Raw genomic sequence first — 16,443 nt, forward strand, 5'->3', positions numbered from 1 at the left:
GGGGGGTGGGGTGGGAAAGCGAGGGGTTCATAGCTGGGCTGCGGTATAGGTGATCCGGCCGTTGCGTGCGGGAGTGCCGCCGTAGGTGCCGGCGGGCACCACGTTGGTGTTGCTGTAGGTGTATGTCCACTGCCCTTCGCGACGGACCATGCCCGACGTCGCCGTAAGCGTGGTCGCCGTGCCGTTGCCGCCGCCCGCGCCCGTGTTGAATGCGGGGTGGGTGATGGCCGCGTTGGTGAAACCCGTGGTGCCGCTGGCAAGCGCGGCCTCCGTCACGGTGATCTCCGACCAGGCGATGCTGTGGCCGGCGCCGTCGCCGAGCGCGCCGGTCACGGCCGAGTTGAGCGACACGCTGCCGCCCACGTTGCTGAACACACGCACCGTCACCGCGCCGGTGCCCAGATCGCCGCTGCCGGCGGTCGCCGCCACGTCGGTCCCGTTGCCGATGATGTTCGCGGGCACGTTGAAGGCCATGCCGTTCACGGTCGAGTTGTTCGCCGCGCCGATGGCGTTGCCGGTTCCGATTCGCAGGTAGAGCACTGAGGGGATCACGATGCTGAAGTCCAATCGGGCGCTGACCGAAGCTCCGGCGGCGTTCGAAGCCAGATAGTTCGACTCAGCCCAACATGGGTTGAGTAACAAAATCGAGCCCGCCGCCATCACCAACCAACGCCACAATTGCAACATCTCCAGTGGACTTGTAAATAGCTGTAATGTACGTGTGGTCGTACGGTTTACGTGAAAACCCGCTCCCCGGCCGTCGGGCCGGAGTGACCTTCGGTCGCCGACGAGGCGCAGCGTGAATTAATAGGCGTTTGCGGCCAGGCCTGTTCAGGCCAAGCGCGAGGCTTTTTCGGAATGAAAAGAAGAACTTCGGACGCTTAGTGTACCGAAGAGCCTTCGGAGTTCGATGCGAGCGCGGTGAGCGCATCCGGGTGCGTGGCATCGACCTTGATCGCTGCGATGTAGCTCGGCCGCAGCTCGCCGCGCAGCAGCGCCCGCACTCCGCCGGTGCCCGCCTGCGGGTCGATCACGGTGCCCGAGACGATCCGGAGCTGGCCGTCGGCGCCGCGCTCGTAGTGGAGAGAAACGAGCACGACCGCATGTCCCATGGCACCGACGAGCAGGGGCCGTTCGGCCGCGAGTTCGGCGACCACGTCATCGTTCGTGATGGCGAAATGCCTTGCGAGCTGATCCGAAGCGCTCACGCTGGCCTGGAAGCGGGTGCCGTCCGCCGCGACCCAGGGCCGGGAGAGTGCGCGCGTCATGACGTCGCCGGTGGCCGCGGGCAAGTTCGCTTCGGTACCGTAGCTCGTGCGCACGATGGCGGCCTGCGCGACCTCGTGGCCGTAGTGGCGAAAGATCATCGCGATGCTGGCCGCCCAGCACCACATCGACTTCTCCTGCACGGCCGTCATGCGCTGGATCTCGGCCGTGGACAGCCCCACTTCGCAGCGGACGATGCCGTGCGCGTCGGGCGCCGAGCACTGCTGCGCGGCATGCGTTGTCTGCAGCGTGAAAGCGAGCGCCGCGAGCGCGGCGAACCGCAGAAGGGAGGCGAGCCGGAGAAAGTGCGATGCCATGCATGCATGGTCATCACCGGCTCATGTGTCGCCTTCAGCCAAAACCGAAGGCGCTTTAGGGGAGTTGCTTATCCGCGCACCGACCCTCGGCTACTCCACACCGTACCGCGGCGTGACCGAAGAGGCACCGCCGCCTTGCGCCACGTCAATGCAGATGCCGCGGCCGCCTGCCGCCGCCATGCCCGCCGCCGGAGCCACCGCCGCGCGGCGGCTTGCCGATCTCCAGCGAGCTCACGAGCGCATCGAAGCGCTCGTTGAAGAGCTTGTCGATTTCGCCCACGACACCGCCCAGCTCGGACGCGTCGAAGTGGCGCTCCATGAGGTGGATCACGTCTTCCACCAGCAAGTCGCGCTGAGCCTGCATGATGGCCGCGGGCGTGGGGCCCACGAAGAGCATGAGGAAGTCGTCGCGCGACTCCTGGTCGGGCGGCGCTTCTTCCTCGTCGAAGTCGGCGTCGTAGAACGTGACCTCGATCGCCGCGCCCTGCTCGGCGAGTTCGTTCAGGCTCATGCACATTTCGTCGAGCGACTGGCGGAAGTCCTCGTCGCCGCCCACGGTCCAGCACATCGTGAGCAGGTGTTCGTGCGTGTCGAACTTGATGCCGGGCTCTTCCTCGTAGGCGCTTTCCGCGCCTTCGGCGAGCGACTTGGCGCCCGCGTACTTCCACAAGGGCTTCAAGGCCTCCTGCAACTGCGCATAGGTCACGTCGGCGCGCAGCGGCACATCACCGTGCACGTGGATCTCGAAAGGGGCGTCGTCGTAGTTCGCCATCATGTCTCTCCGGTCGGCCCGATGGTGCCTGGAGCCGGACTCGAACCGGCACGCCGCCTTGCGGCAAAGCGGCGGATTTTAAGTCCGCTGTGTCTACCCATTTCACCACCCAGGCCTGAAGGCCCACTGTAAGCCAAATCAAAACAGCCCCGGCAACTCGCGCGTTGCGGGGGCTGTTCGGTGGAGGCGCGTCCCGGAGTCGAACCGAGCTGAACGGATTTGCAATCCGCTGCATAACCGCTTTGCTAACGCGCCGCTTCCTTAAACGAAAGGGAAGCCGAGGCTTCCCTTTCTACTAGGATCTGGAGCGGGAAACGAGTCTCGAACTCGCGACCTCAACCTTGGCAAGGTTGCGCTCTACCAACTGAGCTATTCCCGCGCGGAAGCCGAAATTATATCTGATCTTGATGGCGGATTTCGCGGCGCGGCTGCGTTCGTTCGTGATCGAGCACTCGTTCATCGTCCCTCGACTTCTCATTCGTCATCCCCGCGAACGCGAGAGCCTCGTTCGTCATCCCCGCGACCCCTCATTCGTCATCCCTGCGAACGCGAGAGCCCTCGATCGTCATCCCTGCGAACGCGAGAGCCCTCGCTCGTCATCTCCGCGAACGCGAGAGCCCTCGCTCGTCATCCCCGCGAACGCGGGGATCCAGTGACTTCCAACGAAAGCCCCTGGATTCCCGCATTCGCGGGAATGACGGGGGGGGCTGCTCAGTGCTTCACCGCCAACGGCGAAGGCTGCGTCGCTGGCGCCGTCGCCGCGGCTGCGGCCGCGGCCACTTCCTCTTCCGTGAGCGGCGTCGGCTGCCGCTCCAGCGCCACTTCCAGCACCTTGTCGATCCACTTCACCGGCACGATCTCGAGCCCCGTCTTCACGTTGTCCGGAATCTCCTGCAGGTCCTTCGTGTTTTCCTCGGGGATCAGCACGGTCTTCACGCCGCCACGCAATGCGGCAAGCAGCTTCTCCTTCAAGCCGCCGATCGCCGTCACTTCACCGCGCAGCGTGATCTCGCCCGTCATCGCCACGTCGGCGCGCACCGGAATTCCCGTGAGCGCCGACACGATCGCCGTCGTCATCGCGGCACCCGCGCTCGGGCCGTCCTTCGGCGTCGCGCCATCGGGCACGTGGATGTGGATGTCCTTCTTCTCGAACATCTCGTCCTTGATCCCGAGCGACCGCGCACGGCTGCGAGCCACGGTGCGCGCGGCTTCCACCGATTCCTTCATCACGTCGCCCAGCGACCCCGTGCGCGTGACGTTGCCCTTGCCCGGCATGAGCGCCGCTTCGATCGTGAGCAGGTCGCCGCCGACTTCCGTCCACGCGAGCCCCACCACCTGTCCGACCTGGTTGTCCTTCTCGGCGCGGCCGTACGAGTGCTTGCGCACGCCGAGGAAGTCGTTCAGGTTCTCGGCCGTCACGACGACCTTGGGCGTCATCTTCTTCAGCTGCAGGCCCTTCACCACCTTGCGGCAGATCTTGGACAGCTCGCGTTCGAGCGAACGCACGCCCGCTTCTCGCGTGTAGTAGCGCACGATGTCGCGGATGGCCGCCTCGGTCACCTCCAGCTCGCTTTCCTTCACGCCGTTGTTCTTCATCTGCTTCGGGCAGAGGTAGCGCATGGCGATGTTGGTCTTCTCGTCCTCGGTGTAGCCCGACAGGCGGATCACCTCCATCCGGTCCAGGAGCGCCGGCGGAATGTTCATCGTGTTGGAGGTCGCCACGAACATCACGTCCGACAGATCGAAGTCGACTTCGACGTAGTGGTCGCTGAACGTGTGGTTCTGCTCGGGGTCGAGCACTTCCAGCAGCGCGCTCGCGGGGTCGCCGCGGAAATCGGTGCCCAGCTTGTCGATCTCGTCGAGCAGGAAAAGCGGATTGCGCGTGCCGACCTTCGACAGCGACTGCAGCACCTTGCCCGGCAGCGCGCCGATGTAGGTGCGGCGGTGGCCGCGGATTTCGGCTTCGTCGCGCATGCCGCCGAGCGCCATGCGCACGTATTTCCGGCCCGTGGCGCGAGCCACCGACTGGCCAAGCGACGTCTTGCCCACGCCGGGCGGCCCGACCAGGCACAGGATGGGCGCCTTCACCTTGTCCACGCGCTGCTGCACCGCGAGGTATTCGAGGATCCGGTCCTTCACCTTCTCGAGGCCCCAGTGGTCCTCGTTCAGCACTTCCTCGGCGTATTGCAGGTCGTGCTTCACCTTCGTCTTCTTCGCCCACGGCAGGTTCGTGAGGACGTCGATGTAGTTGCGCACGACGGTCGCCTCCGCGGACATCGGCGACATGAGCTTCAGCTTCTTCAGCTCGCCGTCGGCCTTCTTCTTCGCGTCCTTCGGCATCTTGGCGGCCTTGATCTTCTTCTCGATCTCCTCGATGTCGGCGCCTTCCTCGCCTTCGCCGAGCTCCTTCTGGATGGCCTTCACCTGTTCGTTCAGGTAGAAGTCGCGCTGGTTCTTCTCCATCTGCCGCTTCACGCGGCCGCGGATGCGCTTGTCCACGTTCAGGATCTCGACTTCGCGTTCGATCTGCTCGAAGAGGTTTTCAAGCCGCGGCTTCACCTCGGCCAGGTCGAGCACGATCTGCTTGTTGTCGAGCTTGAGCGGCAGGTGCGCCGCGATCGTGTCCGCGAGCCGTCCCGGATCGTCGATGCTCGCGATGGAGGTGAGTATCTCGGGCGGAATCTTCTTGTTGAGCTTCACGTACTGGTCGAACTGCTGCAGGACCGCGCGCCGCAGCGCCTCGATCTCGGCGGACTGTCCTTCCTCGGCTGGCTTCGGCTCGACCGGCACCACGGTCGCCACGAAATGGGCCGCGCCTTCGGTGATCTTGTTGACGCGCGCACGCTGCTGGCCTTCGACGAGGACCTTCACCGTCCCGTCGGGCAGCTTCAGCATCTGCAGGATGGTGGAGACGCAGCCGACTTCGAACATGTCGGAGACGGAAGGCTCATCCTTCGCGGCGGCCTTCTGGGCCACGAGCATGATGCGCCGCTCGGCTTCCATGGCCGCCTCGAGGGCCTTGATGCTCTTGGGCCGCCCCACGAACAGCGGAATGACCATGTGCGGGAACACCACGACGTCTCTCAGAGGCAGAAGCGGCAGTTCCAGCGGATCGGGGGGCAATGGCGTATGTCCGGACATGGGAATCCTTTGGTTTACCGAACGAATATGGACGGCTTGGGCGTATTTTCAACCCGGCACTTTACCCTGGGCGGCAAAGGTGCTGTAAATGGCTTGGTCCTTCAGTGCCGCGGATGCGGGGATCCTGAGTCTTTTGGGGGAAAGTCACTGGATCCCCGCTTTCGCGGGGATGACGGGACCCTTTCGCGGGGATGACGGCACGGATGACGTCACGCTCCCCGCTCTCGCGAGGACGACGGCACGCTGCGGACCTCGCCTTCGGCAAAGAAGGGATATTCCAGCGTTCAAGCCTTCCGGGCCGCTTCCCGGTACACCAGCAGCGGCGGCTTGCTCTCCTCGATCGTCGACTCGTCCACGACCACGCGTTCCACATTGGAGATGGTCGGCAGCTCGAACATCGTGTCGATGAGCGACTGCTCGAGGATCGAGCGCAGGCCGCGCGCGCCGGTCTTGCGCGCAAGCGCCTTCCGCGCGATGGCCTTCAGCGCGTTCGGCCGCACTTCCAGGTCCACGCCTTCCATCGACAGCAGCTTCGCGTACTGCTTCACCATCGCGTTCTTGGGCTCCGTGAGGATTTGCACCAGCGCGTCTTCCGTGAGCTCCGACAGCGTCGCGACCACCGGCAGGCGGCCCACGAGTTCCGGGATGAGCCCGAACTTGATCAGGTCCTCCGGCTCGACTTCGCGGAAGATGTCCGTGAGGCTGCGGTCCTTCTTGCTGCGCACATGCGCCGAAAACCCCATGCCCGAGGATTCGGTGCGCTGCTCGATCACCTTCTCCAGCCCCGCGAACGCGCCGCCGCAGATGAAGAGGATGTTCGTGGTGTCGATCTGCAGGAAGTCCTGGTTCGGGTGCTTGCGCCCGCCCTGCGGCGGCACGCTCGCCATCGTGCCTTCGATCAGCTTCAGCAGCGCCTGCTGCACGCCCTCGCCCGACACGTCGCGCGTGATGCTCGGGTTGTCGGACTTGCGCGAGATCTTGTCGATCTCGTCGATGTAGACGATGCCGCGCTGCGCCCGCTCCACTTCGTAGTTGCAGTTCTGCAGCAGCTTCTGGATGATGTTCTCGACGTCCTCGCCCACGTAGCCCGCTTCGGTGAGCGTCGTCGCATCGGCCATCACGAACGGCACGTCGAGCATGCGCGCGAGCGTCTGCGCAAGCAGCGTCTTGCCGCTGCCCGTGGGGCCGATCAGGAGGATGTTGCTCTTCGTGAGCTCCACATCGTCCTTCTTCGCCTTGTCCTTGTGACGCAGCCGCTTGTAGTGGTTGTAGACCGCCACGGAGAGCGCCCGCTTGGCCGTCTCCTGGCCGATCACGTAGTTGTCGAGATTGGTCTTGATCTCGGTGGGCGTCGGCAAGTCGCCGCGGGCTTCGCGCTGTTCTTCGCCTTGCGGCAGCTCGTCGCGGATGATCTCGTTGCAAAGATCGATGCACTCGTCGCAGATGAACACCGACGGGCCGGCGATCAGCTTCTTCACTTCATGCTGGCTCTTGCCGCAGAAGGAGCAATAGAGCGTCTTTTCGCTGGAAGAGCCTTTGCGGTCAGCCATGGATCGGATGATACCGCTTACGGCCGCTTGGCGATCACCTGGTCCACCAGGCCGTAGGCGCGGGCTTCCTCGGCTTCGAGGAAATAATCACGATCGGTGTCGCGCTCGATCTTTTCGATCGGCTGGCCCGTGCGTTCCGCGAGGATGCGGTTCAGCGTGGCCTTCGTCTTCAGGATGTCCTTCGCGTGGATTTCGATGTCCGTCGCCTGGCCCTGCATGCCGCCGAGCGGCTGGTGGATCATGATCTTCGAGTGCGGCAGGGCGAAGCGCTTGCCCTTCTCGCCCGCGGCGAGAAGAAACGCGCCCATGCTCGCGGCCATGCCCGTGCAGAGCGTGGAGACCTGCGGCTTGATGAAGTTCATCGTGTCGTAGATCGCCATGCCCGCCGAGACGCTGCCGCCGGGCGAGTTGATGTACAGCGAGATGTCCTTGTCGGGGTTCTCGCTTTCCAGGAACAGCAGCTGGGCCACGACGAGATTGCCCGTCTGGTCGTTCACAGGGCCGACGAGGAAGACGACGCGCTCGCGCAGCATGCGCGAGTAGATGTCGTAGGACCGCTCGCCTCGGCCGGATTGCTCGATGACGATGGGCACCAGGCCCAGGGCCTGCGTGTCGAGTGAGCTCATGGGGTTTTCCTTGGGGGATTCGGCTTCTACTTTAGCCGCAATGCCAGATGGGGGCCGCGGGCGGGGTCTGCAAGGCCCGCCCGAGAGTGCCGGGATTCAGGACTGCGGGCCCATCAGCTCGTCGAACGAAACTTTCTTCTCCGTGACCTTGGCCTTGCCGAGCACGAAGTCCGTCACGTTGTTCTCGATCACGATCGCCTCGACTTCGGCGAGCCGCCGGTTGTCGCCGAAGTACCAGCGTTCCACATCGGCCGGACGCTCGTAGCTCGCGGCGAGTTCGCGGATGTGCTCGCGCAGCTGCTCCTGCTTGGCGCCCAGCTCGTTCGCGCGCACGAGTTCGGCGACCACGAGGCCCAGGCGCACGCGGCGCTCGGCCTGCGGGCGGAACACTTCCTCGGGGATCGGCGCCTTGTCGGCATCCTTCACGCCGCGCTGCTTCAAGTCGGCGCGCGCGCTCTCCACCATGCGGTCGATCTCGCTTTGCACGATCGATTTGGGCAGTTCGAGCTCGGCCTTCGCCACGAGCGCATCCATCACGGCCTGCTTGTTGCGGGAAAGCAGGCGGAACTTCACTTCGCGCTCGAGGTTCTTGCGGATGTCCGCGCGCAGGCCCTCGACGGTCGCATCGGCGATGCCGAGCGACTTCGCGAACGCCTCGTTCACTTCGGGCAGGTGCGACGCCTCGATCTTCTTCACGGTGACCATGAAGTCGGCGGTCTTGCCCGCGACGTCCTTGCCGTGATAGTCGGCCGGGAAGGCGAGCTGGAAGGTCTTGCTCTCGCCCGCCTTCATGCCGCGCACGGCCTCCTCGAACTCCTTCATCATCTGCGATTCGCCCACGGAGAACTGGAAGTCCTCGGCCTTGCCGCCCGTGAACGACTCGCCGTCGATCTTGCCTTCGAAGTCGACGGTGACGCGGTCGCCGTCCTGCGCGGGCGCATCGTGCGGGCGAAGCTGGTAGGTGCGCCGCTGCTTGCGCAGGATGTCGAGCGTCTTGTCGATCGCGGCGTCGGTCACTTCCGCGTCGATCCGCTCGACTTCGGCTTGCGCGAGGTCGCCGATCTTCACTTCCGGGTACACCTCGAACACGGCATCGAAGGCGAGCTGCCCTTCGGGCGCGCCTTCCTTCTCGGTGATCCTCGGCTGCCCCGCGACGCGCAGGTTCGCCTCGTTGGCGGCCTGGGCGAAGGCCCGGCCCACCTTGTCGTTCATCACCTCGTAGTGCACCGAGTAGCCGTAGCGCTGGGCCACGACCGACAGGGGCACCTTGCCGGGGCGAAAGCCGTCCATCTTGACGGTGCGCGCGAGGCGCTTCAGGCGGGAATCGACTTCGGACTGGATGTCGCCGACGGGAAGCGTCAGCGTGATCTTGCGTTCCAGCTTGTCCAGGGTTTCAACGGTGACGGCCATGGGGTGTGTTCGGGTTGCGCGCAAAGCTCTCGATTCTAACCGAGGGACTCGCGCTGTCCGCGCACCGCTTGCCGCCTCACGGCGACGATTTCGGCGCGCTCTCGCGGCGACGTTTCCCGGGTCGTGACGGCCAGCGGACCTTTCACGGACGCGATCGGCGAGGTATCGATGCTCACGAGCTCGAAGCCCGCGTTTTGCAGGCTCGCGCGGACATTTTCACGGGTGAGCGCGGGCGGGCGCCCGGGCGAGGTCGCCCAGAACCGCGCGGCCGCCGCTGCGATTTCGCGCGCCTGCGCGGGGGCAAACCCGGCCGCGCCGGCGGCTCGCTCGAGGCTCATCCGCCGCTCGCCGATGAGCTCGGCGTCCTTCGTGCGCACCCAGTCGTCTTCCCCGGCGGACAAGGCGCACGACAGCAGCACGCGTCCGCCCGGCTTCACCACGCGAGCCCACGCGGCGAGCACGCCGGTGCGCACCCGAGCGTCGAGCAGATGCAGGAACGAATGCGCGACGACCGCATCCACCGGGGCGCAGTCGATGTCCTGCGCGTCCATGTTCAGCACCTCCCAGCCCGAGCCGCGCTCGCGCGCGAAGAGCCTGTTCTGCCAGCAGGGCGTGCGGCAGCGGTCCACGAAGACGAGGTCCGGCTCGGCCTGCGCGGCTCGGAACGCGTCGACGACGAGCGACGTCACGCCCGTATCGGCGCCACCCGAGATCAGCACGCGCCGCCCGCCCTCGCGCGCGAGTGCCGCGATCTCGCGCTGGAAGAACGCCGAGCCCGACGGCACGGCGCCGCCCAGTTCGAGCAGGCGCACGAGACTCCACGAGCGGTGGTAGTCGAGGCAGCCGTGCGCGGGATCGCACAGCGCGGGCGCCCAGTCCCATGCGAAGCGGGCGAGCCGCTCGAGCGGTTCGAAGTCGCAGGCAGATGTCATGGCGGCAAGGCGAGACGCCATAACGCGCCCCGCGGCAGGATGAGATTGGCGAACTCTTCCGCGAAATACCACGTGGCGAGCGTGTACGCGAGCGCGATCGCGATCGCGCGCAGCCACGCCCGGATCGAACGGTCGCTCCGCGCGGCATACCATCCGGCGACGGCCAGGCCCACGCCGCCGGCAAGACCCAGCAGCCAGATGAGAAGGGGCATCGCGACGGTGAAAGCCAGCGGCAGCCGGTGGTGATGCGGCACCGCGAGCCCGGCCGCGATCCAGCCGCGCAGGGGCGGCTCGCGCCGCCACGCCCGCACGGCCGCGGCGGCGGCGAGCACGCAGGCCAGGGCCGCGAGCACGATCGCATAGTACGAATACGACTCGGCGTGCGCCACGGCAACGGCCAGGAGCGCGCCGGTGAAGAGCGCGCTCAGCGCACCGATGCAGACATCGGCCGGCAGCCGCTCGGCGTCGCGCCGCACTCGCGAACGATGCGCATGCATCCAGGCGAGCGAGCCCACGATCGCGAGCGCGAGCACGATGCAAGCAGCCCGGCCGAGCAGGTCCACCCGCCCGAGCTGCACGAGCTGTGCCGTGAGCGAGAGGTTCGTCTCCACGAGACTGCCGAGCGCGAAGGCGATCACGAAGGGCGCGCGCGGCCAGCCGTGCGTGCGCCAGTAGTAGCCCGCCACGCCGAACGCGGCGGCCGTGTAGAGATCGAAGAGCAGCCCGTTCAGTTCCACCACCGTGACGAGGCTCACGACGAAGCAAGGCAGCGCGATGCGCTCGATCGGCAGGTCGCGCAGGCGCGCGAGCGCGGGTGTGAGCGCGACGCCCACGACGGAGGTGAGCAGATTGGACAGCAAGAGCGCGAAGATCAGCGTGAACGTGAGGTGCAGCTGCGCATCCAGCATCGCTGGGCCCGGCACGATGCCGTGCATCGCGAACACGGTGATGAGCGCGACGCCCGCTTCGCTGCCGGGCAGGCCGAACGCGATGGCCGGCAGGAGCGAGCCGCCATCCTTCGCGTCGACCGCCGCTTCGGGCGCGATCACGCCGCGGATGTCGCCCTGGCCGAACCTGGACTTGTCGGCCGCGGACTGCACCGCGTGGCCGTAGGCGACGAAGCTCGCGACCGTGCCGCCGACGCCCGGGATCATGCCGACCAGCGTGCCGATGGACGACGCGCGCAGCACGAGGCGCCAATGCTGGAACACGGCGCGCACGCCGCGGCCCGTCGAATCCTCCGGAGCCGCGGCGGAGAAGGAGCGCTCGAGCCGGAAGCTGCGCATCCACTCGATCAGCTCCGCGAACGTGAACATGCCGAGCATCATCGCGACGACGTTGATGCCCTGCGACATGTCGCTGTCGCCGAAGGTCCAGCGCGGCGCGCCTGTCGCGGGATCGGCGCCGACGGCGGCGGCGAGCAGCCCGAGCGCCGTCATGGCCGCGGCCTTCAGCCGCGACGTCGTGGGCACCGAGGCGATGGTGACGAGACCCCAGACGCCGATCAGGAGCCGCTCGGGCGGGCCGAACTGCAGCAGGAGCGGACGCACGACCGGCAGCGCGGCCAGGAGCACGAGCACGCCGAAGATGGAGCCGGTGGCCGAAGCCGTTGCCGCGCAGGCGATTGCCGTGCGCGGCCATCCCTGGCGCGCCATCGGGTGGCCGTCCAGCAGCGTCGGTGTGCTCGAAACGTTGCCGGGGATGTTGAAGAGGATCGCGGTGATCGACCCCATGAAGGTCGCGCCGCCCGTGAGCGCGCCGAACATGAGAAGGACGGAGAGCGGATCCCACGTGGCCGTCGCGGCCATCACCAGCACGACGAGGCTCGCGTTGCCGACGCCTGGGAGGAACGAGGGAATCATCGCGAGCAGCGTGCCCGCGACGGGGATGAGGACGCCCGGCCAGGAAAAGACGTTGGCCACGCCGATGGCGAAGGCGTCGGCCCAGCTCATGCTTCTGCGGCGAAGGCGTCGGCTGCGATCACGACCCGGCGGCGAGGCGCTTCAGCAGCGGCTCTCGCCGCTTCATCGCCTGCTCCATGCGCAAGAGCGATTCGCGCACTTCGGTGCCGCGCTGCGGCTCGAGCGGGGCCTTCTGTCGCGCGGCCGCTTCGCGCAGCGCGGGACTGAAGAGCGCCTCGCCCACGGCCGATTCGATGCAGCGCCGCGCGGCGGGATCGACGCTGCGCGCGATCGCGATCGTGCGCACCGAAGTCGCGAGCTCGGCGCAAAGCGCCGCGAGCTCCATCCGCTCACGGCGCGCAAGCGGCGCGAGCATGCGCGTGCGCTCGTCGACGACGCCCCCCGGCCCGGCGAGGTACGGCGCCCCGGGGAACTGCGCCAACGGATGATCGGCGAGCACGAGCACGCCGGCCGTTCCCGGCGACGTCGACACGTAGCGCGCGATGCTGTCTTCGGAGCCGTCCGTGAGGTCGACTTCGCCGCGCAGCAGCGCGAGCCAGCGCTCGGTCGAGCCCGCGTATCCGCGCACGAGCCGCACCTCGCGCTCCAGCAGCATCGCCGGCAGCAGCACGCGCGCGAGAATGCCGGTGGACACTCCGAACGTGAGCGCACCGCGTCCGTCGAGGAGATGAGCCGTGGACTGCCGCGCCGCCCACACGCCCGCGGTCGAGCCGAAGGAGCCGAGCGCAACGAAATCCTGCACGGCGGGCAACGTCGCATCGGTGAGTCTCGCGGCAAGGAGATCGCGCAGATCGAACACGCCCAGCGTGAAGTTGTCCGTCGGCGCGCTCGCCACGGCCTTCATGCCGGAGACGCCGTTCGCACCGGTGATGTTCGTCACCACGACGCGCGAGCCGGTGGTTTCCTGCAGCACGGGCGCGAGCAGTCGCGCGTAGGCGTCGTAGCCGCCGCCGGGCTTGAACGGCACCACGAGCGTGATCTTGCGGTGCGCGTACGCAGCGCAGTTGTCCGCGGCTCGCGCCGGCGCGCTCGCGGCCCACATGGAAACAGCCACCGCGATGAAGGCAAGAACCGCGCGCCAGGGCTTCATGAGATCTCCTCCCGCACCGCGGCGGTGTTCATCGCGCGATGCGCCGCCACCATTTTTTCGACGCGCGCGAGCAGTTCGCCGCGCTCCCCGGCGACCGCGGAAAAATCGATGTCGTCCCATCGATCCGTCGGCAGTCCGTACCGGGCGAGTTCCGCGAGCGTCATGAAACACGTGGCGCTTGCGACGTCCTTTCGGCGCAGGAGCGCGGTGGCCGCCTCGATGCCGAGCTCGAACGGACGCGTTGCCCGGCGCCCGCCGATCCAGAGACCCTCCCGGCTCGAGATCCCGGCGCCGCGCCGCGCTCTCACCGCGTCTTCGACCAGGCCGCGCGAGCGCGCTTCGTCATCGGGACACACGGCGAGCCGCGCGGGAATGCGGCAGTCCTCGCCCACCAGGTCGCGCAGCACGCGCTCGTAGATGCCCGGCTCGGAGCGGTCGCCCATCTGCGGCTGAGCATTCACCTCGCAAACGAGCGCGCCGATGTCGAACCAGGACCGCGCGATGTCCTCGATGATGAGATCGACGCCCGCGAAGTCGAGGCCCAGCAGCGCGGCCGCATCGATCGCCAGATGCAGGTTGTCGGGGTGCGCCGCGTCGAGGCGGACCGGCTCGTTGCTGCCGCCCGCGCTCACGTTGTCGCGCCGGCGCAGCCGCACGTACTCGCCCGCGCGCGGCACGTGGCTCGCGGCGAGCCCGTTTTGCCGCAGCAGCCCGAGCGCCTCGTCGTCGAGCGTGAGCAGCGTCCTGCCGAGCCGCCGCCGCGAGCGCTGGTGCGCCTCGTCTTGCTGCGCGCGCTCCACGAGCTCGGCGACGGTGCTGTGGCCGTCGCCGAAGACACCGCCCGCGACGCGGCGGGCGATGCGGATCACGCGGCCTTCGAACACGGTGAGCCGGTGCGTGAAGCCGGGCGCCCATCGTTCCACGAGCACGTTCGGCGAGGCCTCGCGAGCCACCGCGTAGGCCTCGCGCACCGCGGCAGCGTCGCGCAGATCGGCCGACACGCCCACGCCCTGGTCGCGGTCCGCGGGCTTCACGACGACCGGGTAGCCCAGGCGTGCTGCCGCATCGGCCGCGTCATCCGCGCTGGCGACCGGGACATTCACGCCGCCGGGCAGGCCCGCATTGCGCAGCACCATGGCCGTCACGTCCTTGTGCTGCGCGAGCGACACGCCGATGAAGGGCGTGGCATCGGTGATCGTGCTTTCCATCGCGCGTGCGCGCGCGCCCGTGCCGAGCAGCATCAAGGTGCGCGTCACGTGCTGAACCGGAATGTCCGCGCGATGCGCGGCCATGAGAATGTTGAACGTGTTCAGGCCCGGGCGGGCGAAGTGCCGCAGCCTCTCGTGGATCGCCTCGCGGGCCGCGTCGGCTTGATCGGCATCCTCCGCGCGGGCGGCGAGCTGCGCGAAGGTCTCGCGCACCCAGTTCAAGGCGATCTTCGCCGCGTCGAGCTCGGGCGCGGGCAGCGCCACTTCGAAGCGCGCCGTGCCGGGCGCGAGCGGCTTCAGCGCCCTCACGTGAAACCGTTCGCTCACGGCGACGCGGCTTTCGCGCTGCACCGCACCGTGCGCGAACGCGAAGAGCCACGCACAATGCGCCTGGGCGCCGCCGGCCGCGGGCGGCGCGCCTTCGGCAACCGGCGCGGTGAAACGCTGCCGCAGGCCGGCTTCGATGCGGCGCAAGCGGTGCGTGTCGGCGGGGCCGACTTCCAGCTCGCCGATGAGCGCGCGCTGCTGCAAGCCGAAACAAGGACCGCCCGTGTAGCGCCACTGAGCAAGCGGCTTCACGGGTTCGGCGGCGGACGCTGGCGTCGGCGGGCGAGTCACTTCATCGACAGCTTGATGCCCAGAGCATACGCGTTCGTCGTCGCGCCTTGTGCCGAGGAGCCGTATTGCGCCGCGGGCCCGTTGTGCGTGTGCGCCATGATGAGAAAGACGCTCGCGATCTCGCTCACGGACAGCAGCACGCCAAGGCTCGTCTGCTCGCCACCGAGTCCGTGCGTGCTGCAGGGCACGCCGCCGCTCAAGGCACATTCGCCGGCCGTCGCGCGCGCGTGGTTTGCGCCGAAGCGCAGCTTCTTGCCCAGCCGGTATTCAGCGCTCACCTGGCCCGTGTAGTTCGCGTAGGAGCGGAACTTGCCCGGCAAGGAAACACTGTCGTCCTCCGTATAGCGCAGACGCGCCACGTCGGCGCCGATGCGCCAGGGTCCCTCGACCCAGGCGCCGGAGAGGCGCCAGCCCTGGTCGCGCGAGTGCGTCGTGGCGAGTGCGTTGCGGATCGAAGTCGCGGCCGGCACGGGTGTGGCCGGCACGAAGCTGACGGGCAGCCAGTCATGGTGAATCTCGGTGGCGAGCGCCGCGTACCACGGGCCGGAGCGCCACTGCGCCGCCGCCGAGAAGAGTCTGCCGTTCAGCCGATTGGCCGTGTCCACCGCCCGCACGGCTTCGGAGACCGAAAGGTTCCAGCCGCCCCAGCCCGGCCCGACCCAGGCGAGCTGATGGTCGACGCGGTTGTTGAAGGAAGTCTCGCCGGCTCCCTTCCAGCCCACGCCCGACTGCACCTTGGCGGTGGAGACGATGTTGCTGGAGCTGATGCCGAACATCCGCACGGGGTCGCCCGCTTCCTTGTACATCGTGTCCATCTTGCCGTAGGCAAGCCGCCCGAAGCGCTCGTGTCCGATCCACACGAAAGCGTCGCGCGTGCGGAAGTTGTCGTCGAAGTGGCCGGCGAAGTCGATGAGGCCCTGCACGTCGTAGCCCCCGGTGAAGGGGCCGCGCGCGAACTGGCCGCGCACGCCGATATAGGAGTTGGACCACTCCTGCCCTTCGATCTGCGCCTTGGCGCTTCCCGCGCGCGAGAGCACGGTGGTGTCGTTGCGCAGCGTTCCCATCGTGCCGACGTTCGTGCCGGCGGGCACGGGGCTGTCGAAATGCTGGACCTTGTATTCGGGATAGAGGTTGAAATAGAACTCGAGCCAGGCTGGCGAGTCTTGGGCGAGAGCGGGGAGTGGGCATGCAACAAGGGCTGCGAGCAGCAGTTCGCGGGTTCTCCGTCGCACTTCGGCCTCTTTCGGTCTGGTACTGCACGTTGAACGGCTGCGGCTGGTGCGCGGGGGGGGACTCGAACCCCCACGCCATCTCTGGCGTCAGGACCTAAACCTGGTGCGTCTACCGATTTCGCCACCCGCGCTCGCCTCGAAACGGAAAGCGGGCGGCAGGGAGAACCCGGCGGCCCGCTCGATTCCGGTCGGCAGGGGATTCTAATACCCGCGGGGTGCGGGAAAGCCTCTGGATTCCCGCGTTCGCGGGAATGACGTGCGAATGGCGACGCGCGTCGTCATCCTCGTCCACCGTACCCCCCGTCCACCGTACCCCCCGTCCACCGTCACCCCGTCCGCCGTCACCGCGCCAGCCGTCA

Annotated in this window: 12 protein-coding genes and 4 tRNA genes; all 16 read right to left on the bottom strand. The window is 67.5% G+C overall.

Annotated elements, in window-relative coordinates:
- Positions 1–27: 27 nt before the first annotated feature.
- The 16 genes from VHA82_RS06525 to VHA82_RS06600 all read right to left on the bottom strand — a co-directional run bounded on the left by VHA82_RS06525 (position 28) and on the right by VHA82_RS06600 (position 16,215).
- The gene (locus VHA82_RS06525; protein ID WP_325541670.1) at positions 28–552 is read right to left on the bottom strand and encodes a hypothetical protein; all 525 of its coding nucleotides are present in this window, start codon (positions 550–552) and stop codon (positions 28–30) included.
- A gap of 329 nt (positions 553–881) precedes the next feature.
- Entirely contained in the window at positions 882–1,583 is a 702-nt protein-coding gene (locus tag VHA82_RS06530) for a papain-like cysteine protease family protein (RefSeq protein WP_325541672.1), read from the bottom strand.
- A 145-nt stretch (positions 1,584–1,728) separates the two neighbouring features.
- Positions 1,729–2,355, bottom strand: a complete 627-nt coding sequence (locus tag VHA82_RS06535) for a DUF6806 family protein (RefSeq protein ID WP_325541674.1) — start codon at positions 2,353–2,355, stop codon at positions 1,729–1,731.
- A gap of 22 nt (positions 2,356–2,377) precedes the next feature.
- Positions 2,378–2,470: transfer RNA gene (locus tag VHA82_RS06540), tRNA-Leu, on the bottom strand.
- A gap of 66 nt (positions 2,471–2,536) precedes the next feature.
- Positions 2,537–2,610 (bottom strand) — tRNA-Cys (locus VHA82_RS06545).
- A 48-nt stretch (positions 2,611–2,658) separates the two neighbouring features.
- Positions 2,659–2,734 (bottom strand) — tRNA-Gly (locus tag VHA82_RS06550).
- Positions 2,735–3,066: 332 nt separating this feature from the next.
- On the bottom strand, positions 3,067–5,496 hold the full coding sequence (gene lon, locus VHA82_RS06555) for an endopeptidase La (protein WP_325541678.1): 2,430 nt from the start codon (positions 5,494–5,496) through the stop codon (positions 3,067–3,069).
- 284 nt (positions 5,497–5,780) lie between these two features.
- Complete coding sequence (clpX, locus tag VHA82_RS06560) at positions 5,781–7,046, bottom strand: ATP-dependent Clp protease ATP-binding subunit ClpX (RefSeq protein WP_325541680.1); 1,266 nt, start codon at positions 7,044–7,046, stop codon at positions 5,781–5,783.
- Positions 7,047–7,063: 17 nt separating this feature from the next.
- On the bottom strand, positions 7,064–7,672 hold the full coding sequence (clpP, locus tag VHA82_RS06565) for an ATP-dependent Clp endopeptidase proteolytic subunit ClpP (RefSeq protein WP_325541682.1): 609 nt from the start codon (positions 7,670–7,672) through the stop codon (positions 7,064–7,066).
- Positions 7,673–7,768: 96 nt separating this feature from the next.
- Positions 7,769–9,082 (bottom strand): trigger factor, encoded by a 1,314-nt coding sequence (gene tig, locus VHA82_RS06570; RefSeq protein WP_325541684.1) that lies wholly within the window; start codon positions 9,080–9,082, stop codon positions 7,769–7,771.
- A gap of 35 nt (positions 9,083–9,117) precedes the next feature.
- Positions 9,118–10,014 carry a class I SAM-dependent methyltransferase gene (locus VHA82_RS06575; RefSeq protein WP_325541686.1) on the bottom strand — a complete coding sequence of 299 codons (897 nt, stop codon included), beginning with the start codon at positions 10,012–10,014 and terminating at the stop codon, positions 9,118–9,120.
- A complete protein-coding gene (locus VHA82_RS06580) occupies positions 10,011–11,966 on the bottom strand; it encodes a tripartite tricarboxylate transporter permease (protein WP_325541688.1) in 1,956 nt (651 codons plus the stop codon). Before VHA82_RS06580 ends, VHA82_RS06575 begins: the two co-directional genes overlap by 4 nt.
- A gap of 28 nt (positions 11,967–11,994) precedes the next feature.
- Positions 11,995–13,026 (bottom strand): hypothetical protein, encoded by a 1,032-nt coding sequence (locus VHA82_RS06585; protein ID WP_325541690.1) that lies wholly within the window; start codon positions 13,024–13,026, stop codon positions 11,995–11,997.
- Entirely contained in the window at positions 13,023–14,813 is a 1,791-nt protein-coding gene (locus VHA82_RS06590) for a hypothetical protein (RefSeq protein ID WP_325541692.1), read from the bottom strand. Before VHA82_RS06590 ends, VHA82_RS06585 begins: the two co-directional genes overlap by 4 nt.
- A 35-nt stretch (positions 14,814–14,848) precedes the next feature.
- Positions 14,849–16,084: a porin gene (locus tag VHA82_RS06595; protein WP_325541694.1), complete on the bottom strand. Its 1,236-nt coding sequence runs from the start codon at positions 16,082–16,084 to the stop codon at positions 14,849–14,851.
- Positions 16,085–16,128: 44 nt separating this feature from the next.
- A tRNA-Leu gene (locus VHA82_RS06600) sits at positions 16,129–16,215 on the bottom strand.
- Positions 16,216–16,443 lie beyond the last annotated feature (228 nt).

The organism is Ramlibacter sp. (assembly GCF_035548915.1).
In the GTDB taxonomy this organism is placed as follows: Bacteria; Pseudomonadota; Gammaproteobacteria; order Burkholderiales; family Burkholderiaceae_C; genus Ramlibacter.